Source organism: Micromonospora humi (assembly GCF_900090105.1).
GTDB classification, from domain to species: domain Bacteria; phylum Actinomycetota; class Actinomycetes; order Mycobacteriales; family Micromonosporaceae; genus Micromonospora; species Micromonospora humi.
In genome coordinates this window covers 12,852-36,445 of the sequence record NZ_FMDM01000021.1, presented here as the reverse complement: position 1 = coordinate 36,445, position 23,594 = coordinate 12,852, and the positions used below count along the sequence as shown (strand labels likewise).

The 23,594-nt window shown below is 76.8% G+C and carries 6 protein-coding genes; all 6 read left to right on the top strand.

Features of this window, described 5'->3' with window-relative positions; translation table 11 throughout:
- Positions 1 to 41 precede the first annotated feature (41 nt).
- From GA0070213_RS28550 to GA0070213_RS28525, 6 genes are read left to right on the top strand one after another with little or no spacing between them, the layout of a single operon-like run.
- Positions 42 to 11,945, top strand: coding sequence for a non-ribosomal peptide synthetase/type I polyketide synthase (locus GA0070213_RS28550; RefSeq protein WP_175441542.1), 11,904 nt, complete (start codon positions 42 to 44; stop codon positions 11,943 to 11,945).
- Entirely contained in the window at positions 11,942 to 15,097 is a 3,156-nt protein-coding gene (locus GA0070213_RS28545) for a non-ribosomal peptide synthetase (protein ID WP_139128741.1), read from the top strand. The genes GA0070213_RS28550 and GA0070213_RS28545 overlap by 4 nt, the downstream gene beginning before the upstream one ends.
- Positions 15,094 to 16,137 carry a TauD/TfdA family dioxygenase gene (locus tag GA0070213_RS28540; protein ID WP_091071428.1) on the top strand — a complete coding sequence of 348 codons (1,044 nt, stop codon included), beginning with the start codon at positions 15,094 to 15,096 and terminating at the stop codon, positions 16,135 to 16,137. Before GA0070213_RS28545 ends, GA0070213_RS28540 begins: the two co-directional genes overlap by 4 nt.
- Entirely contained in the window at positions 16,134 to 17,153 is a 1,020-nt protein-coding gene (locus GA0070213_RS28535; RefSeq protein ID WP_091071425.1) for a TauD/TfdA family dioxygenase, read from the top strand. Before GA0070213_RS28540 ends, GA0070213_RS28535 begins: the two co-directional genes overlap by 4 nt.
- Positions 17,150 to 22,423 (top strand): non-ribosomal peptide synthetase, encoded by a 5,274-nt coding sequence (locus GA0070213_RS28530; protein WP_139128740.1) that lies wholly within the window; start codon positions 17,150 to 17,152, stop codon positions 22,421 to 22,423. Before GA0070213_RS28535 ends, GA0070213_RS28530 begins: the two co-directional genes overlap by 4 nt.
- The gene (locus GA0070213_RS28525; protein ID WP_091071420.1) at positions 22,420 to 23,592 is read left to right on the top strand and encodes a trans-sulfuration enzyme family protein; all 1,173 of its coding nucleotides are present in this window, start codon (positions 22,420 to 22,422) and stop codon (positions 23,590 to 23,592) included. The genes GA0070213_RS28530 and GA0070213_RS28525 overlap by 4 nt, the downstream gene beginning before the upstream one ends.
- The last annotated feature ends 2 nt before the right edge of the window (positions 23,593 to 23,594 follow it).

Below are 23,594 nucleotides of genomic sequence, written 5' to 3'. Positions count from 1 at the left end.
GGAGCCCACCCGGCGGCCGGGCAGTGACGAAGGCGGAGGCGATGACCGACGTCCTGCGGACCCGGCGACCGGCCACACCGGAGCGGCCCGACCCCGGCCGCCCCGCGCCGGCCACCGCGGCCCAGCGCCAGATGTGGCAACTGGACCGGCTCGACCCCGGTTCGGGCGGCTATCTGGTGCCGTTGGCCTACCGGCTGCACGGCCCGCTCGACGTACCGGCGCTCTCCGCGACCCTCGACGACCTGGTGGCCCGGCACGCCGCGCTGCGCACCACCCTCGCGCCCGCGCCCGGCGGCGACGGCACCCGGCTGGTCCAGGTGGTCCACCCACCGCGCCCTGGGCTGCTGCGGGCGCACGACCTCAGCGGCCTGCCGAGCTGGCAGCGCGATCGGGAGGTGGCCACCCGGCTGCGGGCCGCCGCCCGCGAGCCGCTCGACCTGACGCGGGGGCCGCTGCTCCGGGCCGAGCTGGTGCGCTGCGCGCCGGAGGAGCACGTACTGCTGCTGACCATCCACCACGTCGCTGTCGACGAATGGTCGCTGGGCATCCTGCACGAGGAGTGGGAACGGCTCTACGCGGCCCACCGCGCGGGGCGGCCGGCGGCGCTGGACCCGGTGACCGGCGACTGCCGCGACCACGCGATCCGGCAACGGGACTGGCTCGCCGGGGCGGAGGCCTCGGCCCAGCTCGACTACTGGCGGGAGCAGCTCGCCGGCGCGCCGACGGCGCTCGACCTGCCCACCCGGGGACCACGGCCGGCGGTGCCGTCCCACGCGGGCGCCACCCTCGCGGTGCCGCTGGAGGTGCCCGCCGAGGAGCTGGCCGCGTTCTGCCGGCGCGCGCGGGTGTCGCCGTACATGGTGCTGCTGGCGGTGCTGCACGTGCTGTTGGCCCGGTGGACCGGCGAGCGGGACGTGGTGGTCGGCACGCCGGTGGCCGGCCGGCGCGGTCCGGAGACCCGGCGGCTCGTCGGCCTGCTGCTCAACACCGTCGTGATCCGGGCCCGGCTGGACGACGACCCGTCCTTCGACACGGTGCTGGGCCGGGTGCGCGACGCCGTGCTCGACGCCCTGAGCCGGGAGGAGCTTCCCTTCTCGACGGTGCTGGAGACGCTGCGCCCGGCCCGCCGGGCCGGCTTCGACCCGCTGTTCCAGGTGATGTTCGTGTACGGCCGCGAGGCCGCCCCGCCCCGGCTGGACGGCCTCCAGGTGAGCGCCGTCGAGGTGCCGGCGCAGACCGCCAAGTTCGACCTGACGGTCGCCGTCCGGGAGGACGACCGGGGTCTGCGGACCGTGCTGGAGTACCGCACCGACCTGTTCGACACCGAGACGATGACCCGCCTCGCCGGGCACTACCAGACGCTGCTGACGTCGCTGCTGGCCGACCCCGGCGCGCCGGTCGGCTCGGCCGCGATGCTCACCGCCGCCGAACACCGGCGGCTGGTCGACGAGTGGAACCGCACCGCCACACCCGACGGGTCGGACGAGCCGGTCCACGTGCTGATCGAGGAGCAGGCCCGGCGTACCCCCGACGGGGTGGCGGTGACCGACGACGTGGCCGCGCTGAGCTACCGGGAGCTGCACGCCCGGGCCGAGGCGCTGGCGGAGACGCTGCGCGCGCGGGGCGTCGGCGTCGGCGGCCTGGTCGGGGTGCTGCTGCCCCGCACGGTCGGATTCACCGTGGCGGTGCTGGCGGTGCTGCGGGCCGGCGCGGCGTACGTCCCGCTGGACCCGGCGAACCCGCCGGCCCGGCTGCGGCACCTGATCGACGACACCGCGGCCCGGACCGTGCTCACCTGCGCCGAGCTGGCGCACCTGGTGCCCGGGGACGCGGCCCTGCTGGTGCCGGACACCACGGCGACACCGGCCGAGCCGGCACGCGGCGGACCGCGACGACGGCCGCGACGACGGCCCGCGCCCACCCCGGACGACCTGGCGTACGTCATCCACACCTCCGGGTCGACCGGCCGCCCGAAGGGCGTCATGGTGACCCACCGGGGGGTCGCCAACTACGTGCGCTGGGCCACCCAGGCCTACCGGCTGCGCGCCGGCGACGTGGTCCCGCTGCACTCGTCGGTCGGGTTCGACCTGACCGTGACGAGCCTGCTGGTGCCGCTGGCCGCCGGCGCCACGGTCCGGATGATCGGCGAGCACCTCGGCCCGGCCGCGCTGGGCGAGGCGCTGCGCGACACCGACACCCCGTTCGGCCTGGTCAAGCTCACCCCGGCCCAGTTGGAGCTGGTCACGCACCAGCTGCGCCCGGCGGAACTGGCCGGGCGGACCCGCTGCTTCGTCATCGGCGGCGAGAACCTGCGCGCCGACCAGGTCGCCCCGTGGCGGGCGCACGCGCCGGAGACCGCGCTGGTCAACGAGTACGGCCCGACCGAGACCGTGGTCGGCTGCGCCGCGTACGAGGTGGCGCCGGACACCCCGACCGACGGCTCGGTGCCGATCGGCCGGCCGATCGCCAACACCGCGCTGCACCTGCTCGACACGTGGGGCAACCCGGTGCCGGTGGGTGTGGTCGGCGAGCTGTACGTCGGCGGCGCCGGGGTGGCGCGCGGCTACCTGGGGCAGCCGGACCGCACCGCCGAACGGTTCCGGCCGGACCCGTTCGCCGGGCCCGGCGCGCGCCTGTACCGCACCGGCGACCTGGCGCGCCGCCGCCCGGACGGGGTCCTGGACTACCTGGGTCGTACCGACCGGCAGGTCAAGGTGCGCGGCTACCGGATCGAGTGCGGCGAGATCGAGGCGGCGATCCGGCGGCACCGGCCGCGCGCCGACGTGACCGTCCAGCTGCGCCACGACGACCCGACCGACCCGCGCCTCGTCGCCTACCTGGCCGGCGACGGGGCGGACCCGGCGGGGTTGTCCGCCACGCTCGCCGCCGAGCTGCCGTCCTGGCTGGTGCCGGCCGCGTTCGTGCGGCTCGACGCGCTGCCGCTGACCGGCAACGGCAAGGTCGACCCGGACGCGCTCCCCGCACCGGGCCCGCGCGACGTCCGCCGGTTCACCGGCGTGACCGGTCCCGGAACCGCGGCCCCGGGCGATCCCGCGACCACCGTCCGGACCGGGCCCGAGGCCGCCGGTCGGGAGCCGGCCGGCGCCGGCACCAGCACGTCGGGACGGTGGGACGCCGACCGGGTACGCCTGGAGCGGCTGGTCACCCGGGTGTGGCGCGAGGTGCTGGGCGTCGACGAGGTCGGCCCGCGGGACAACTTCTTCGACCTGGGCGGGCACTCGATGCGGCTGCTGGCCGTGCTCGACCGGCTCCGGGACCGGCTCGGCGACGTGCTGACCGCCACCGACCTGTTCCGCCATCCCACGCCCGAGTCGCTGGCCACGTACCTCGTCGGCGTGACGTCGACCGGCGCGGACCCGCAACCGGCGGCGCCGCCCGTCCCGCGGCCGGCCCCGACCGCCGGCCCGGCCGACGGGCCGGTCGCCGTGGTCGGCATGGCCTGCCGGTTCCCCGGCGCCCGCACGGTGGACGAGTTCTGGGCGAACATCCGCGACGGGGTGGAGTCGGTGGGTGAGTTCACCGTCGAGGAGATGCTCGCCGACGGCGCGGACCCGGCCCGGATCGACGACCCGGCGTACGTGCGGGCCGGCACCTTCCTGCCCGGCATCGACGAGTTCGACGCGTCGTTCTTCGGCGTCACCCCGCGCGAGGCGGAGACGCTGGACCCGCAGCACCGGCTGCTGCTGGAGTGCGCCTGGCACGCGCTGGAGCACGCCGGCCACGACCCGTCCCGCCACCCCGGCCGGGTCGGGCTGTTCGCCGGCTCGGGTCGCAGCTCCTACCTGCTCGACCACCTCACCGGTCACCCGGAGCTGACCGACGGGCTCAGCGAACACCAGATCTCGCTCGGCAACGACAAGGACTTCCTGCTCAGCCGCGTCGCCTACCAGCTCGACCTGACCGGCCCCGCGGTCACCGTCGCCACCGCCTGCTCGACCTCGCTGGTGGCCGTGCACCTCGGCCGGCAGAGCCTGCTCACCGGTGAGTCCGACGTGGTGCTGGCCGGTGGCGTCAGCGTCTTTCCCGCCCAGCGACGCGGCTACCTCTGGCACGACGGCGGCATCTACTCCCCCGACGGGCACTGCCGGCCGTTCAGCGCGGACGCGCGCGGCAGCATCGAGTCCAGCGGCGTGGGCGTGGTGGTGCTCAAGCGGCTGGCCGACGCGCTCGCCGACGGCGACACGGTCTACGCGGTGATCCGCGGCTCGGCGATCAACAACGACGGGGCACGCCGCACCGGCTACACCGCGCCGGGCGTCGCCGGGCAGGTCGAGGTGATCAGCCGGGCGCTGGCCAGCGCCGGGGTGAGCCCCCGCTCGGTGGGCTACGTGGAGGCGCACGGCACCGGCACCAGCCTCGGCGACCCGATCGAGGTCACCGCGCTGACCGAGGCGTTCCGGCGCGGCACCGACGCGCGGGGCTTCTGCGGGCTCGGCTCGGTGAAGGCCAACATCGGGCACACCGACGCGGCGGCCGGCGTGGCCGGCCTGATCAAGACCGTGATGGCGCTGTGGACGCGCACCCTGCCGCCGACCATCAACGTGGACCGGCCGCACCCGGCGATCGACGTCACGACCGGCCCGTTCCGGCTCGACCGCGCCGCCGGCCCGTGGGCGGCCGACGGTCCGCGCCGGGCCGGGGTCAGCTCGTTCGGCATGGGCGGCACGAACGCGCACGTGGTGCTGGAGGAGCCGCCGGCGGCGCCGGCCACGGAGCCGGTTCCGGCCGCGCCGGGGCCACGGCTGCTGGTGGTGTCGGCGCGTACCCCGGCGGCGCTGGAGCGCGCCACCGGGCAGCTGCGCGACCACCTCGACGCCCGCCCCCAGGTGGCGCTCGCGGACGTCGCGGCGGCGCTGGGCCGCCGGCAGCCGATGACCCACCGGCGGTACGTGGTGGCGGCGGACCCGGCCGACGCGGTGTCCGCGCTGGACACGCCGGCCCGCCGGTTCACCGGGGCGCACCCGGGCGGCCGCCGGACGCTGGTGTTCGCCTTCCCCGGGCACGGCGCCCAGCACGTCGCGATGGGCGCCGGGCTGCACCGGGCCGGGCCGACCTACCGGGCCGTGGTGGACGAGTGCGTCGACCTGCTCGGCGCCGACCTGGGCCGGGCCCTGCGCACCGTGCTCGACCCGGCGCCGGGCGCACACGCGGCGGCGCAGCGGCTGCTCGACCGTCCCGCCCTGGTGCAGCCCGCGCTCTTCGTCACCGAGTACGCGCTGGCCCGCACGCTGCTGGCCCGGGGCGTCACCGGAGACCTGATGGTCGGGCACAGCCTCGGCGAGTACGTGGCCGCCTGCCTGGCCGGCGTCTTCTCCCTCGCCGACGCGCTGCGCCTGGTGCGGGTGCGCGGCGAGCTGGCGGAACGCACGCCGGCCGGGGCGATGCTCGCGGTGGGGCTGCCCGAGGCGGCGGTGACCGGGCTGCTCGACGACGGGCTGTCGCTGGCCGCGGTGAACGCCCCGGAGCTGTGCGTGGTCTCCGGCGACCCGGCGGCGGTCGGCCGGCTGCGGGACCGGCTGACCGCCGACGGCGTCGACTGCCGACCGCTACGGGTGGCCCGCGGCTACCACTCCGCGCTGCTCGACGAGATCCTGGACGAGTTCGCCGCGCACGCCGCCACTGTCGACTACGCCGAGCCCGAGCGGCCCTTCCTGAGCAACCTGACCGGCGGGCCGGTCACCCCGGGCCTGGTCACCGATCCGGCGTACTGGGTGCGGCACCTGCGGGAGCCGGTCCGGTTCGCCGAGGCGGCGGCGCTCTGCGCCGAGCAGGAGGCGGCCGTGGTGGAGCTGGGCCCCGGGCACGCGCTCGGCGGCCTGGCCCGGCTGGCCGGGGTGCGCCCGACCCACGCGGTGGCGGCGATGCGGCATCCCCGCGCCGACGCCGACGACCTGACGACGCTGCTCGACGCGGTGGGCCGGCTCTGGCTGGCCGGCGTCCCGCTCGACGTGGACCGGTTCCACGGCGACGGCGACCGGCGGGTCCCGCTGCCCGGCTACCCGTTCGAGCGGCGCCGCCACTGGATCGCGCCCGCTCCGCGACCGGGCACGGTCCCGGCGGCGACCGGGCCGGGCCCGGCGGCGGTCACGCCGGCGCCCGACGCGCCGGCCGAGGTGGAGCCGGGTGACACCGGCAACCGGCCGGAGCTGAGCACCGCGTACGTGGCGCCGGCCGGCCCGGCCCAGGAGGCGGTGGCCGAGGTCTGGGCCGACCTGCTCGGCATCCGGCCGATCGGCGCGCACGACGACTTCTTCGAACTGGGCGGGCACTCGCTGCTCGCCACCCAGGTGGTGGTGCGGCTGCGCGCCCGCCTCGGCGTAGCGGTGCCGCTGGAGACGGTCTTCGCCCGGCCCACCGTCGCGGCGCTGACGACGGCGCTGCCGGTGCCCGGCGACGTCGACCGGCCGGCACCGCGCGCGGCCGACCCGTCCCCGGCGGAACCGCCCGCCGGGGAGCGCATCCCCCGCGCCGCGCCGGACGCCGGCCCGGCGCCGCTCTCCTCCGGCCAGCACCGCCTGTGGTTCCTCGACCAGGCGTACGCGCAGAACGCCTACACCGTCGGCACCACGCTGCTGCTCGACGGCGTGCTCGACCGGGACGCGCTGTGCGCCGCGCTGGCCGGGCTGGTGCGGCGGCACGAGGCGCTGCGCACCGTGTTCCCGCTCGGCGCGGACGGCGACCCGGTCCAGCGGGTGCTCCCGGCCGGGCCGGTGGAGCTGCCGGTGCTCACCGCCCCGGCCGACCCGGACCCGACCGTACCGGTGAGCATCGTCGAGCCGGCGGTGGCCGGGACGCTGCCCGGCTGGGTGCACGCCGCCCTCGCCGCCGACGTGCGACGCCCCTTCGACCTGACCGACGGGCCGCTGTTCCGGGCCGTGCTGCTGCGCGTCGCCGACGACCGGCACGTGCTGTCGCTGACCATGCACCACGCCGTCTCCGACGGCTGGTCGCTGGGCGTGGTGGCCCGCGAGGTGGCCCTGCGCTACGCCGCCGCGCGGGAGGGACGCGCCGACCCGCTGCCCGAACCGGACGTCCAGTACGGCGACTACGCGCGTTGGCAGCGCGGCCGGCTGGCCGCGAAGGACAGCCCGGACCTGGCGTACTGGCGGGCGCAGCTCGCCGGGGTGCCGGCCGCCCTGGAACTGCCCACCGACCGGCCGCGCCCGCCGGTGCAGACGTTCGACGGCGCGGTGAGCACGCTGGTCCTGCCCCGGCCGGCCGCCGACGCGGTGCGCCGGTTCGGTCAGGAGCACGGCGCCACGCTGGCGATGACGTTGCTGGCCGCGTGGCAGACGTTGCTCTTCCGGTGGAGCGGCCAGCGCGACGTCTGCGTCGGCACCCCGGTCGCCGGCCGGGTCCGCGCCGAACTGGAGCCGCTGGTCGGCTTCTTCGTCAACATGCTGCCGATGCGGACCGTGCTGGACGGGGACTGGACGTTCACCGAACTGCTCGGCCGGGTCCGGCGCACCGCGCTGGACGCGTACGCGCACCAGGAGGTGCCCTTCGAACGGCTGGTGGACCTGGTCGACGCGCCCCGCGACCTGAGCCGCAACCCGCTGTTCCAGGTGATGTTCAACCTGCTCAACGTGCCGGAGCAGCGGGACGTGGACGCGGCCGGGGTCCGGATGACCCCGTTCGCGGTCGAGCCCGGCATCGCCCAGCAGGACCTGGCGCTGTACGCGTACGAGGTGCCCGAGGGGCTGCGGTTCCGGCTGGAGTACAACACCGCGCTGTTCGACGCCGCCACCGCCGAGCGGATGGTCGGCCACCTGGAGACGCTGCTCGCCGCCGCGATCGCCGCCCCGGACACCCGGCTGGCGGCGCTGCCGCTGCTCACCGCCGCCGAGCACGCCCGACTCGCCGAGTGGAACGACACCGACGCGCCGGCCGGCTGGGACACCCCGCCCGGCCGGGTGCCGACGCTCGTCGACCTCGTCGCCCACCAGGTGGCGACGAACCCCCACCGGCCGGCCGTGACGTTCGGTGCCGCCACACTGGACTACGCCACGCTGGACGCCCGTGCCAACCGGCTGGCGCACCGGCTGCGCCGGGCCGGCGTCGGCCCGGACGTGCCGGTCGCGGTCTGCCTGCCCCGCTCGGCCGAGCTGCCGGTCGCGCTGCTCGGCGTGCTCAAGGCCGGCGGCGCGTACGTGCCGGTGGACCCGGAGTACCCGGTGGAGCGGCAACGTTACGTGCTGACGCACAGCGGCGCCCCGGTGCTGGTCACCGAGCCGGGCCTGGCCGACCGGTTCGCCGGCTTCGACGGGACGGTGCTGACGCCGGACGCGGCCGGGGAGCCGGACACCGCACCCCCGCCGTCGGCCGGGCCGGACCACCTGGCGTACCTGATCTACACCTCCGGCTCGACCGGGCGGCCCAAGGGTGTCCGGGTCACCCACGGGGCGGTGGTCAACACGCTCGCCGCGATGCGCGCGCGCCCCGGCCTGACCCGCGACGGCACCATGCTGGCGATGGCCAGCTTCGCCTTCGACATGTCCGTGCCGGAGCTGTTCCTGCCGCTGGTGGTCGGCGCCCGGATGCTGCTGGTGGACCGGGACGTCGCCTACGACGCGTCCCGGCTGGCCGCGCTGCTCGCCGCCGAGCGGGTCACGCTGGCCCAGGGCACGCCGACGACCTGGCGGCTGCTGATCGAGGCCGGGTGGACCGGCACGCCCGGGCTGACCGCGGTCTGCGGCGGCGAGGCGGTGCCCGCGCCGCTGGCCCGGCAACTGGCCGGCCGGGTCGACGCGCTGTGGAACCTGTACGGGCCGACCGAGGCCGCGGTCTGGGCCACCATGGACCGGATCACCGCGGCGGAGACCCGGCCCACGATCGGGCGGCCGATCGGCAACATGCGGGCGTACGTGCTCGACGCGGCGGCGCGACCGGTCCCGGTGGGCGTGCCCGGCGAGATCCACCTGGGCGGGCCGGGGCTGGCCCGCGACTACCACGGCGACCCGGCGCTGACCGCCGCGCGGTTCGTGCCCGACCCGGCCGGCGGCGGCCGGCTCTACCGCACCGGCGACCTCGGCCGGCGGCTGGCCGACGGCCGGATCGAGTTCCTCGGCCGGGGCGACTCGCAGGTGAAGGTGCGCGGCTTCCGGATCGAGCTGGGCGAGATCGAGGCGGTGCTGCGCCGGCACGACGCGGTCCGCGACGCGGCCGTGGTGGTCCGCGAGGACGCGGGCGAGAAGTCCGTGGTGGCCTACCTGACCCTGGCCGGCGGGCCCGAGCCGGACGCCGGGAGCGCGCTGACCGCCGACTTCGCCGCCGATCCGGCGCCCTGGCGGGCGTACGCCCGGACCTGGCTGCCGGACTACATGGTGCCGTCGGCGTTCGTGCCGCTGAACCGGATGCCGCTCAACGCCAACGGCAAGGTCGACCGGGGGGCCCTGCCGGCGCCCCGGCGCGACCGGGCCGCGGCGGGTGCCGGCGAGCCGGACACCCCGCTGCGGGCGGCGCTGGCCCGCCGCTGGGCGGAGGTTCTCGGGTACGACCGGGTCGGCATCGACGACGACTTCTTCGACCTGGGTGGCGACTCGTTCCGCGCGATCAAGGCGCTGGCCGGCAGCGACCCGGCGATCAGCGTGCTGGACCTGTTCCGCCACCCGACCATCCGGGCGCTGACCGCGCACCTGGACGCCACCGGCGGCTCGGCCGGGAGGCTGCTGCACGAGCTGACGCCGGCCCGGCCGGGCACCACGACCACGCTGACGCTGCTCTGCGTACCGTTCGGCGGCGGCTCCGCGATCACCTTCCAGCCGCTCGCGGACGCCCTGCCGGCCGGGGTGTCGCTCTACGCCCTGGAACGCCCCGGGCACGACCTGAACCGCCCGGACGAGCCGATGCTCGACCTGGACGAGCTGGTGGACCGCTGCGTGGCCGAGGTGGTCGGGCAGATCACCGGCCCGGTGGCGGTGTACGGGCACTGCGTCGGCGGCGCCGAGGCGGTGGAGCTGGCCCGCCGGTTGGAGGCGGCCGGCGTCGAGGTGACCGGCGTGGTGATCGGCGCGCACTTCCCCGCGCCCCGGCTGCCCGGCCGGGTGTTCGGCTGGCTGCGCCGGTGGTTCCCGGTGGAACGCTGGGCGTCGAAGCGGCGCACGCTGGAGTCGCTGCGCGCGATGGGCTTCTTCACCGAGGTCTTCGACGCGGCCGAGAAGGACTTCGTGATGCGGGTGGTCCTGGCCGACTCGGCCCGGGGCGAGGACTACTACACCGACGTCTACGCCGCCGGCCTGCCGGCGAAGCTGTCCGCGCCGCTGGTCTGCGTGGTCGGCGGCGGCGACCGGGCCACCGAGCTCTACCAGGAGCGTTACCTGGAGTGGGAGTTCTTCGCCGACCGGGTGTCGCTGGAGGTGATCGACGGCGCCGGCCACTACTTCGCCAAGCACCAGCCGGCCGAGCTGGCCGCGATCATCCTGGCGCACTGCGCCGCCGCCCCGGACGGCGCCACCGCCCGATCCGGGCCGGAGGACGCGGCCCGACCTGCCGCCGTACCCGGAAAGGCCGGGCCGGAGCAGGCGGCCCGGACCGCCCCGGCGGGCGCGACCACGGCGGACGTCGCGACGCGGCGGGCGGCGCCCAGCCTGGCGGTGTTCTACCTGGTCGCGATCGGCCAACTGGTCTCGCTGATCGGCAGCGGACTGACCGCGTTCGGCATGGGCCTGTGGGTCTACCAGCGCACCGGCTCGGTGTCGCTGTTCGCCACCGCCACCGTGCTGGCGTTGCTGCCGGCCGTGGTGCTCTCGCCGATCGCCGGCGCGCTCGCCGACCGGTGGGACCGCCGGCGAATCATGGTGCTCGCCGACTGCCTGGCCGCCACCGGCACGGTGAGCCTGGCACTGCTGCTCTGGCTCGGTCAGCTGCACCTCTGGCACATCCTCACCGCGATCACCGTCACCGCCGTGGCCACCGCGTTCCAGCAACCCGCCTACCAGGCGGCGGTCACCCAGCTGGTGCCGAAGCGCTACTACGGGCGGGCCAACGGCATCGTCTCGCTCGGCACCGCCACCAGCACCGTGCTGGCCCCGCTGGTCGGCGGCGCGCTGGTGCTCGCGGTCGGGCTGCGCGGCATCGTGGTGATCGACCTGGTCACCTTCGTGGTGGCGGTGACCGTGACGCTGTCGGTCCGCTTCCCGGACACGCTCTTCGTCCGGCGGGAGGAGCCGTTCCGGCGCGAGGTGCTGGGCGGCTGGCGGTTCATCGTCCGGCGGCGCGGGCTGGTCGCCCTGGTCGTCCTGGTCGCGTCGCTCAACTACTTCTTCGCCATGGTCGAGGTGCTGGTCACCCCGCTCACGCTCTCCTTCGGCGACCCGGCGGTGCTCGGCCGGGTGCTGGCCGCCAGCGGCGTCGGCATGGTCGTCGGTTCGGTGCTGATGGGCGTCTGGGGCGGCACCGCCCGGCGGACCACCGGCATCCTGTCCGGCGTCGTGCTGCTCGGCGTCTCGCTGCTCACCGTCGGGCTGCGGCCGGACCCGCTGTTCCCGGCGCTCGGCCTGTTCGGCATGGGCCTGGCCACCGCGCTGGTGAACACGCACTGGCTGGCCATCGTGCAGGCCAAGGTGGGCCTGGAGTTGCAGGGGCGGGTGCTCGCCATGGCGCAGATGCTGTCCTGGCTGATGGTGCCGGCCGGTTTCCTCAGCGCCGGGCCGCTCGCCGAGCACGTGCTCGCCCCGCTGGCCCGCCCCGGCGGCCCGCTGGCCGGGTTGGTCGGCACCGGGCCGGGGCGGGGCATGGCGCTGGCCGCGATCCTGGCCGGGCTCTGCGCGCTGGCGCTCGCCGCCGGCGGCATCGCGTACCGGCGGATCCGGCGGCTGGAGGACGAGCTGCCGGACAACGACCCGGGCCGCGTGGTCCTGGCCGACAAGGACCGGATCCAGGAGGAGGCGGACCGCCGCCTCGCCGCCGTGGGTGGTGCCCGGTGAGCGCGCCCGCCCGGCCCGCCGGACCCACCCGACGCGCCGCCGCCCGCCGCCCCGGCGGGGTGTCGACCACTGTGGACTGCCTGCACCGGATGGTCGCCGCGCAGGCCGCCCGGACCCCGGACGCGGAGGCGGTCCGGCGGGGCGACACCGCGCTCTCCTACCGGGACCTCGACGAGGCGGCGAACCGGCTGGCCCGGGTGCTGCTGGCCGACGGCGTCGCGCGCGGCGACCGGGTCGGCGTCTGCCTGCCGCGCACGCCGGACCTGGTGGTCGCGCTGCTCGCCGTGCTCAAGGCCGGGGCCGCGTACGTGCCGCTGGACCCGGCGTACCCGGCGGCCCGGGTGGCGTTCATGACCGCCGACTCGGGGGCCCGGCTGGTGCTGACCACCGCCGGCCTCGCCGACCGGTTCCCCGGCCCGACCGTGCTGACCGACCGGCTCGACCCGGCCGGCGACGCCACCGACCCGGCGGCCCCGGTCGCCGCGGACGACCTGGCGTACGTCATCTACACCTCCGGCTCCACCGGGCGGCCCAAGGGCGTGGCGATCGAGCACCGCTCGGCGTCGACGCTGCTGCACTGGGTGCGCCAGACCTTCGACGACACCGAGCTGGGCGGGATGCTCGCCGCCACCTCGGTCTGCTTCGACCTGTCCGTCTTCGAGATCTTCGGCCCGCTCGCCTGGGGCGGTCGGGTGCTGCTCGTCGACGACGTGCTGGCGCTGGCCGCACCGGGCGCGGACCGGCTGCCGGTGACGCTCGTCAACACCGTGCCGGCCGCGATGGGCGAGCTGCTCACCGCCGGGGCGCTGCCGCCGGGCGTCCGCACGGTCTGCCTGGCCGGTGAGCCGCTGACCGCCGCGCTGGCCGCCCGGGTGTGGGCGCGTCCACACGTGCGCCGGCTGTGCAACCTGTACGGCCCGTCCGAGGACACCACGTACTCGACCTGGGCCGAGGTGCCGCCGGACGGCGGTGATCCGCCGATCGGCCGGCCGTTGCCGGGCACCCGGGCGTACGTGCTCGACCCGGACGGCCGGCCGGTGCCGCCCGGCGAGTCCGGCGAGCTGCACCTGGCCGGCGCCGGGCTGGCCCGCGGCTATCTGGACCGGCCGGCGGAGACCGAGGCCCGGTTCCGGCCGGACCCGTTCCGCCCCGGCGAGCGGATGTACCGCACCGGCGACCGGGTCCGGCTGCGCCCGGACGGGCAACTGGCCTACCTGGGCCGGCTCGACGACCAGGTGAAGCTGCGCGGCTACCGGATCGAACCGGGCGAGGTGGCCGCCCGGCTCGCCGCCCTGCCCGGCGTACGCGAGGCGACCGCCGCCGTCCGGCCCGGCCCGAGCGGGGACCCGCTGCTGGTCGGCTATCTGGTCGGCGACCGGCGCGACGACGTCCGGGCCCGGCTGGCCGAGGTGCTGCCGGCGCCGCTGGTGCCGGCTGCCGTGGTCTGGCTGGACCGGCTGCCCACGCTCCCCAACGGCAAGGTGGACCGGGCGGCCCTGCCCGCGCCGGACCTCGGCTCCGCCCCCGGCTCCGGCCGGCTCGACGCGACCGGCGCGCTGGTGGCGGCGGTGTGGCGGGAACTACTCGGCGTCCCGGTCAGCGGCCCGGACGACGACTTCCTCGCGCTCGGCGGCGACTCGCTGCTGGCCGTCCGGTGCGCCACCCGGCTGACCGACGTGACCGGTCACCGGATCGACCCCGGCGACCTGTTCGCGCACCCGACCGTCGCCGCGCTCGCCGCCCACCTCGACGCGCTCGCCCCGGCCAGGGATGAGCCGGCAGCGGCCGGATCCCCGGCCGGTGACCGGCCGGCGCCGCTCTCCGCGGCGCAACGGCGGTTCTGGTTCCTGCACCGGCTCGACCCGGCCGACACGTCCTACCTGCTGGCGTTCGCGGTCCGCTTCGCCGCGCCCCTGGAGGCGGACCGGCTGACCCGGGCGCTGCACCGGGTGGTCGACAGGCATCCCGCGCTGCGTACCGTCCTCCCCACCGGGCCGGAGGGGCCGGTGCAGGTGGTCCGCCCGGACGCCCGGCCGGACCTCGTCGTCGCGCCGCCCGAGCCGGGCGTCCCGCTCGACGCCCGGCTCGCCCGGCTGACCGTCGAGGCCACCGCGACGCCGATGGACCTGGCGACCGGGCCGCTGCTGCGCGCACACCTGCTGCCGGACGCCGCCGGCCGGGCGGAGGCGCTGCTGCTGGTGGTGCACCACGCGGTCGCCGACGACTGGTCGTTCGGGGTGCTGGTGCGGGACCTCGCGGAGGCCTACGACGACCCGGACGCGCCCGCCGAGCCGGCGCCGGGGCCGGCCGCCCTGGCCGCCGCGCAGCACGCCTGGCTGGCCGGCGCCGCCGGCCGGCGCGCCCTCGATGAGCTGCTGCGCGAGCTGCGCGGCGCCCCCACCCTCCTGGAGGTAAGGCGGGGCCCCCGCTTAACGCCTCCGGTAGAGGAGGGGGCCCCGCTTAACAACCGCGGCCGGGTGGCCGGGGCCGCGCTGCGGACCACTGTGGACCCCGCGACGGCGGTGGCGGTACGGGAGTTGGCCCGTACGAGCCGCGCCAGCCTGCACATGGTCGGACTGGCCGGGTTCGCCGCGCTGCTCGGCGCCGCCACCGGCCGGGACGACCTGCTGGTTGGCGTCGCGTTCGCCGGGCGTACCAGCGTGGCCGCCGAGCGCGGCGTCGGTTGCTACGTCAACACGCTGCCGCTGCGCCTGCGACCGGCCCCGGACCGGACCTTCGCCGACCTGCTCGCCGAGGCGCGACGGGTCACGCTGTTCGCCGCCGCCCGCCAGGACGTCCCGTTCGACCTGCTGGTGGAGCGGCTGCGCCCGGACCGCCTTCCGGACCGCAACCCGCTGGTCCAGGTGGCGTTCGGGGTGCAGAACGCCCCGCCCGCCCGGCACCGCAGCGTGGCCGGTGGCGAGTTCACCGGCGTCGAGCTGACCCCGGACGCGGCCCGCCTCGACCTGACGCTCTGGCTCGACGACCGGCGGGACGGGCTGGACGCGCTCTGGACCTACCGCACCGACCTGTTCGACCACCACACCGTGGTGGCGTGGCACCGCCGCCTCACCGCGCTGCTGCGTACCGCCGCCGCCGACCCCCGGCGCAGTCTCGCCGACTGCGTCGACACCGCTGGGAGTGAGAGATGACCGATCAGATCCGGGTCGCGCGGCCCGTCCCCCGCCGCGGCCGGGAACGGAACCTGGTGGACGTACGACCGGACTGGCCCGGCGGCCCGCTGCCGGCGCTGGTGCGCGCCACCGTGCCCGACGTGGACCTGGCCGGCTGGCTGGCCGGGCACCGCGACGAGGTGGACGAGCTGGCCCGCCGCGCCGGCGCGGTGCTGTTCCGGGGCTTCGCGGTGGCCGGCGCGGACGACTTCCGCGCGGTGATGGCGGCGCTCTCCGGCGACGTGCTGGCCTACGGCGAGCGGTCCTCGCCGCGCAGCCGGGTCACCGAGGGCGTCTACACCTCCACCGAGCACCCGGCCGACCAGCCCATCGTGCTGCACAACGAGCAGTCCTACACGGTCACCTGGCCGCTGCGCATCGTGTTCCACTGCGAGGTCGCGCCCGCCGCCGGTGGGCGTACGCCGCTGGCGGACAGCCGCCGGGTGCTGGCCCGGCTGCGCCCGGAGACGGTCGCCGGGTTCGAGCGGCGGGGCGTGCTCTACCGGCGCAACTACCTGCCCGGCATCAGCCTGTCCTGGCAGACCGCGTTCCAGACCGACTCCCGTGCCGAGGTCGAGGCGTACTGCGCGCGTGCCCTGATCGACGTGGAGTGGGTGGGCGAGACGCAGTTGCGCACCCGGCAGGTGCGCCCGGCGGTGCGGCGGCACCCGGTCACCGGGGAACGCACCTGGTTCAACCACGCGTTGTTCTTCCACGTCACCTCGCTGCCGGCGGACGTGAGCGCCGGCCTGCGGGCCGCGCTGGCCGAGGAGGACCTGCCCTACCAGACCGCGTACGGCGACGGCACGCCCATCGGAGACGAGGTGCTGGCCGAGCTGCGGGCCGCGTACGCCGCGGAGACCCGCTCGTTCGACTGGCGGGAGGGGGACGTGCTGCTGGTGGAGAACATGCTCGCCGCGCACGCCCGGGAGCCGTTCACCCCGCCCCGGCGGATCCTCACCGCGATGTCCGACCCGGTGGCCGCGCCGGAGCTGGGCCCGGAAGGCGGCCGAGCATGAGCGCCCCGGGACCGCGCCGCCGCGCCGTCGGCGGCACCGCCACCGCGCCGGTGACCCGCCGCACGCTCGGTCCGGACGACTTCGTGCTGCTGGTCGAGGCCGCCGTGCCCGACCTCGACCTGGCCGGCTGGCTCGCCGGGCGGCGGGCCGAGCTGCTGGCCGACCTGGACCGGCACGCCGCGGTGTTCTTCCGCGGCTTCGACGTGCGCAGCGCCGACGACTTCGGTCGGGCGGCCCGGGCGGTCGGTCCGGAGCTGCTCGGCTACCTGGAGCGGGCCGCGCCCCGGCACGAGGTGGCCGACAAGGTGTTCACCTCCACCGAGTTCAACGCCGCCCAGTGGATCCCGCTGCACCATGAGATGTCGTACTCGCACAACTGGCCGACCCACCTCTACTTCCACTGCGCGCAGCCGGCCACCGGCAGCGGCGGCGCGACCCCGCTCGCCGCCGAGCGGGTGATCACCCCGCTGATCCCGGCGGAGGTGCGGGAACGGTTCGCCCGGGACGGGGTGCGCTACGTGCGCAACTACGGCCCGCACCTGGACCTGCCCTGGCAGGAGGCGTTCCAGACCACCGACCGGGCGGAGGTGGAGGCGTACTGCGCCGCGTCGGCGACGGAGTTCACCTGGCTGGGCGACGACGGGCTGCGGACCGTGGCACGGCGGCAGGCGACGGCCACCCACCCGCGTACCGGGGAGACGGTGTGGTTCAACCACGCCCACCTGTTCCACGTGTCGAACATGCCGCCGGAGGTGGCCGGCGCGCTACTGCGCGAGTACGGCCCGGAGGGGCTGCCCCGCAACGCCCACTACGGCGACGGCGAGCCGATCCCGGACGAGGTGGTCGGCGGCATCCGTGAGCTGTACCGGCAGCACGCGATCTCCGTGCCCTGGCGGCGCGGCGACGTGCTGGTGGTGGACAACTTCCTGGCCACCCACGGCCGGGAACCCTTCACCGGCGACCGGCAGATCCTGGTCGCCATGTCCGACCTCTACGTCAACCGGAGTGTGTGGTGAACGGATACCGTCTGTCCCCGGTCCAGCGGCTGGCCTGGGCCGGCAAGCAGGACCTGGTCCGGGCCCGGGTGCGGCTGGACCGGCCGCTCGACGCGGCCCGGCTGCAGGCCGCCGTCGACGCGGTGGTGGCCCGGCACGAGGCGCTGCGGCTGACCCTGGTGCACCACCCCGGCCTGCGGGTGCCGCTGCAGGACGTGGACGACGACCGCACCGTCACCGTCGGCGCGCAGGGCGAGCTGTCGGTGACGCTCACCGACGACACGCTGGAGCTGGCCGCTACCCCGCTGGTCGCCGACCCGGCCAGCCTGCGCCTGGTCCTGGCCGACCTGGCCCGGGCGTACGCGGGTAACCTGCCGCCGGCCGAGGAGGAGGCGTTGCAGTTCCTCGACGTCACCGAGTGGCAGGTGGAGGAGCGGGAGCAGGCCCCGAGGCCGGCACCGGTCGCGCCGGCCGCCCGGCTGGTCGAGCCGCACGGCGACGACCCGGGCGCGGTGGTCACCGCCACGCTGCCCGCCGCCGACCTGGCCGGGCTCGCCGAGGCCGCCGGCTGCGCCGTCGACACGGTGCTGCTGGCCGCCTGGGCGCTCGCGGTGGCCCGCCGGGCGGAGGCGCCCGACGAGGCCGACGACGCGGACCTGGTGTTGGCCCGCTGGCACGACGGCCGGCGGGCCGAGGGCACCGCCGGCGTGGTCGGCCCGCTGGGTGGTTACGGCCCGCTGCGGCTGGCCCTGCCGCTGCCGGCCGCGCCGGCCGAGCTGCTGGCCGCGGTACGCGCCGCCGAGGCCACCGCCGACGAGACGTTCCACCTGGTCGACCCGGTCGACGAGAGCACCGGGGCGGTCGCCGGGTTCGCGGTGCAGCCGGCCGTCGCCCCGGACACCCTGGCCGCCCTGGGTGCGCCGACCGCCGAGGTGCCCGTCCCGCCGCCGCCGACCGGCCCCCGGCTCACCGTGAGCCCCGGCACCGGCACCGGCAACAGCGGCGGCGACGAGGTCACGCTCCGGGTCACCGGCGGGCAGTGGCTGCTCGACTCGCTGGTGGCGGTGTTGCGCAGCCTGCCGGCCGCGCTGGCCGGGGACGCGCCGCTGGCGGTGCTGGGCGCCGGGGAGGCGAGCTGGCTGTCCGAGGCCGGCGGCACGGCGGGCGCGGCGTCCACGCGTACCCTCGTCAACCTGCTCGACGCGGGCCTGGCCGGGATGGCACCGCAGGCCCCGGCCGTGGTGGCGGCCGACGGCGCGTACCCGGCCGGGGAGCTGGACCGGCGGGCCGCGCGGGTGGCCGCGGCGCTGGCCGCGCGCGGCCTGGCCGGCGCGCCGGTGGGCGTGCTCGCGGCCCGCTCCCGGGACACCGTGGTGGCGTTCCTCGGCGTGCTGCGGGCCGGCGCGGTGTTCGTGCCGCTCGACCCGGACGCTCCGGGGCCCCGCCTGGCCGCGCAGCTGCGCGCGGTCGGCGCGGAGTGCGTGGTCGGCGTCGGCGGGCCGGCCACCGTGTCGGTGGGCGAGCTGGTCGCGGCCGGCGGTCCACCGCCGGTCGCGCCCGCCCCGACCGACCCGGCGTACGTCATCTTCACCTCCGGCTCGACCGGCACGCCCCGGCCGGTGCGGGTGTCGCACGCCGCCGCCGCGCACCTGGCCGGCGCGCTGGAGGCGACGGTGTACGCGGGCCGTCCGGCCGGGCTCCGGGTGGCGGTGAACGCGCCGCTGACGTTCGACGCCTCGGTGAAGCAGCTCGTGCAGCTCGCCCAGGGGCGGAGCCTGTTCCTGGTGCCGGAGGACGTGCGCCGCGACGGCGCCGCGCTCGCCGCCACGCTCGCGGAGCACCGGGTCGACGTGCTCGACCTGACCCCGTCGCAGGCGCGGATCCTGCTCGCCGGCGCGGGTGACGCCCCGCTGCCCGGGCTGCTGCTGCTCGGCGGCGAGGCGGTCGGCGAGGACCTGTGGGCCGAGGTGGCGGCGCTGCCGGGCGTGCGCGCGGTCAACCTGTACGGCCCGACCGAGTGCACGGTGGACACCACGGTCGCGGCGATCCGGGCCGGCGAGCCGCCGACGATCGGTCGCCCGCTGCCGGGCGTCGCGGTCCGGGTGCTCGACGAGCGGCTGCGCCCGGTGCCGCCGGGCGTGGCCGGGGAGCTGTGCGTGGTCGGCCCGCAGCTCGCCGACGGCTACCCGGGCGACGACGAGGCCACCGCCCGCCGGTTCGTGGCGCTGCCGCTGCCCGACGGCGGCGTCGAGCGGGTCTACCGCACCGGGGACCGGGTCCGCTTCGACGCCGAGCGGCGGCTGCGCTACCTGGGCCGGCTCGACGACCAGGTGAAGATCCACGGCTTCCGGGTCGAGCCGGGCGAGGTCGCCGCCGTGCTGCGCGGCCACCCGGAGGTGGCCGACGCCGCCGTGGTCGCCCGCGACGACGACGGGTACGGCGACCGGCTGGTCGCCTACGTCCGGCCCCGCGCCGGGCTGGACCTGACCCGGGTCACCGGGATCAACCCGCACGAGACCCGCTACCTGTACGACGAGATCTTCACGCAGCGGGTCTACCTGCGCGACGGGATCGTGCTGCGTCCCGGCGCGACGGTGTTGGACGTGGGCGCGAACATCGGCATGTTCTCGCTCTTCGTGCACCAGGTCTGTCCGGACGCGACGATCCACGCGTTCGAGCCGGTGCCGGCGGTGGTCGAGGCGTTGCGCCGCAACGTCGCCGAGTTCGGCGTGCCGGCCACGGTGCACGCGCACGGGCTGTCCCGGGAGCCGGGAGACGTGTCGTTCACCTACTACCCGGGCTACTCGATGATGTCCGGCCACGCCGCGTACGCCGACCCGGACGTCGAGATCGGCGTGATCAAGCGGTACCTGGCCAACGAGCGGGACGCCGGCGCGGGTGAGCGGGACGTGCTGCTCGACCGCGCCGACGAGCTGCTCGCCGAGCGGTTCGCCGGCCGGGAGCTGACCGTGCCGGTGCGACCGCTGTCGGCAGTGCTGGACGAGCTGGCCCCGGCCCGGGTCGACCTGCTGAAGATCGACGTGCAGCGCGCCGAGGCGGACGTGCTGGCCGGGCTGGACGACCGGCACTGGCCGCTGGTCGCGCAGGTCGCCATGGAGGTGCACGACGCGCCCGGCACCGCCACCGCCGGCCGGCTGGCCGCGCTGGTGGCGCTGCTGGAGGCGCGCGGCTTCACCGTGCTCACCCGCCAGGACGACCTGCTCGCCGGCACCGACCGGCACACCCTGCACGCGGTCCGCCCGGAGTACGCCGCCGCGGGTCCGGTCGTGGACGCGGCGCCGGCTGCCGGATCCGTCGCGCCGCCCCGGGAGTGGCTGGCCGAGCGGCTGCCGGCGCACCTGGTGCCGGCCGCGGTGGTGGTCCTCGACGAGCTGCCGCTGACCCGCAACGGCAAGCTCGACCGGGCGGCGCTGCCCGCGCCCGCGCCGGCGCGCCCGACCGGCGACCCGGCGGCGACACCGGCCAACCGGGCCGAGGAGATCCTGGTCGAGGCGTGGCGCGAGGTGCTCGGGGTGGCCACGTTCGGCGTGACGGACAGCTTCTTCGCGCTCGGCGGCGACTCCATCCGCAGCATCCAGATGCAGGTGGCGGCGCAGAAGCGCGGGTTGTCGTTCCAGCTCAACGACATCTTCACCCACCAGACCATCCGGGAGCTGGTCGCGCACGGCCGGATCACGCTCGACGGCGTCATCCCCGAGCCGGCCGCCCACGACGGCCGGTTCACGCTGGTCGGCGCCGCCGACCGGGAGCGGCTGCCGGACGGGCTGGCCGACGCGTACCCGATGACCGCGCTCCAGCTCGGGATGGTCTACCACGGCGAGCTGACCGGTGACCCGGCCGTCTACCACAACGTCACCGCACACGAGGTGGCCGCGCCGCTGGACGGGCCGGCGCTGCGCCGCGCGCTCGCCGCCCTGGTGGACGCGCACCCGGTGCTGCGGACCGGTTTCGCGCTCGGCAGGTACGCCGAGCCGTTGCAGCTCGTGCACGCGCGGGTGCCGGTCGACCTGCCGGTGACGGACCTGACCGGCCTCGACGCGCCGGCCCGCCGGGCCCGGGTCGACGCGCTGGTCGCCGAGGAGCGCCGCCGCCCGTTCGACTGGACCCGACCACCGCTGCTGCGGCTGCACGCGGTCCGCACCGGCGGCGACGGGTTCACGCTGCTGGTCGCCGAGCACCACAGTGTCCTCGACGGCTGGAGCCTGCACCTGCTCCTGTCCGACCTGCTCGCCGGGTACGACCGGGAGCGGGCCGGCACTCCCGCGCCCGTCGACGCCGGGCTGCCGTTCCGGGAGTACGTGGCGGCCGAGCGGGCGGCGCTGGCCGACCCGGCGACCCGCCGGTTCTGGTTGGACGGCGCGGGTGCCGCGCCGCCGCTGCTGGTGGGTGGCGCGCAGCCGAGGACCACCACCACGCAGCGGGTGCCGCTGCGGGCCGGCACCACCGAGCGGGTGGCCGAGGGCGCCCGGGACGCCGGCGTGCCGGTCAAGTCCTGGCTGTTCGCCGTGCACCTGCGGTTGCTCGGGGAGCTGGCCGGCCGGGACGACGTGGTCAGCGGCCTGGTGGTCGGCGGGCGGCCGGAGGGCGAGGGCAGCGCGGCCACGCTCGGGCTGTTCCTCAACACGCTGCCGGTGCGCCTCACGCTGGGCACCCGGTCGGTGGCCGAGCTGGCCGCCGAGGCGTGGCGGGCCGAGCGGGAGCTGATGGGACGCCACCGCTTCCCGCTCGCCGAGATCGTCCGGGCCGGCGGCGCGGGCCCGCGCTTCGACCACTTCTTCAACTGGACGCACTTCCCGCCGCGTCCGGCCGGCGACGGCAGCCGCATCGTGGACAGTCGTGGGGTGACCGTGGACGTGGCGTTCAGCCTCGCCGTCGACGCCGAGCTGAACGCCGGGCGGCTCGGGCTGATGGTCCAGTACGACCACCGGCACGTCCCGGCCGACCGGGTGGACGCGCTGGCCGACGGCTTCCGCCGGTTGCTGGCGGCCGACCCGGACGCGCCGCTGCCGTCGGTGGCCGGTGACACGCCGGCACCCGGCGGCGATGCCCGGCAGGAGTGGGCGGAGCGGGTGGCGGCGGCCTGGCAGGAGGTGCTGGGCACCGCGCCGCGCGACCCGGAGTCCGGTTTCCTCGCCGCCGGCGGTGACTCGCTGCGCGCACTGCGGCTGGTCACCGTGCTGCGCCAGCGCCACGGCAGCGACCTGACGCTGCCGGAGTTCACCGCGCTGGGCAGCTACCGGGCGCTGGTGGACCGGGTGGCCCGCACATGACCGGGTTCGGCACCGCCGCGGTGCACGGCGACGACGGCCTGGTCCCGGGCGGGGCGGTCGCGCCGCCGATCGTGCAGAGCGCCACGTTCAGCGCCGAGTCCGACGAGCGGTTCACCGAGATCGCCACCGAGGCGCGCGGCAGCGCGTTCTACACCCGCTACGGCAACCCGAACCACGCGCAGGTGGCCGCCGTGGTCGCCGCGCTGGAGGGCGCGGAGACCGGGCTGGTCACCGCGTCCGGGATGGGCGCGATCAGCACTGTCGCGCTGGCCCTGCTCGCCGCCGGCGACCACGTGGTGGTGCAGCGCAGCACGTACGGCGGCACCACCTCGCTGGCCACCGGGCTGCTGCCGCGCTTCGGTGTGGACTGCACCCAGGTCGACCAGACCGACGCCGACGCGTTCGCCCGGGCGCTGCGGCCGGAGACCCGGCTGGTGCTGGTGGAGACGCCGAGCAACCCGCTGCTGGAACTGACCGACCTGGCCGCCGTCGTCGAGGTGGCGCACGCGGCCGGCGCGCTGGTGGTGGTGGACAACACGTTCGCCACCCCGGTGAACCAGCGCCCGCTGGCGGCCGGCGCGGACCTGGTCTGGCACAGCGGCACGAAGTTCCTCGGCGGACACTCCGACGTGTCCGCCGGGGTGGTGGCCGGCGGCGCGGAGCTGATCGAGCGGGTGTGGCGGACGTCGATCGTCACCGGCGCCACGCTCGGCCCGGTGGACGCCTGGCTGCTGCTGCGCGGCCTGCGCACCCTGTCGCTGCGGGTGGAGCGGCACAACGCCAACGCGCTCGCGCTGGCCGAGGCGCTGCAGGGCCACCCGGCGGTGGCCCGGGTCCGCCATCCCGGGCTGCCCTCGCACCCCCAGCACGAGCTGGCCCGCCGGCAGATGACCGGGTTCGGCGGGGTGCTCGGCGTCGAGCTGACCGCCGGCCGCGACGGCGCGGCGGCGCTGCTGGCCGGGCTGCGCCTGGCGAAGCGGGCGGCCAGCCTCGGCAGCGTCAGCACGCTGGTGGTGCACCCGCGCTCGATGTGGGCCGGGATCGTGGACGCCGAGCAGCTCGCCGCGACCGGGATCGGCGCGGGCCTGGTGCGCGTCTCCACCGGCATCGAGGACACCGCCGACCTGGTGGCCGACTTCCTGACTGCGCTGGAGAGGGTGCCGACCTGACC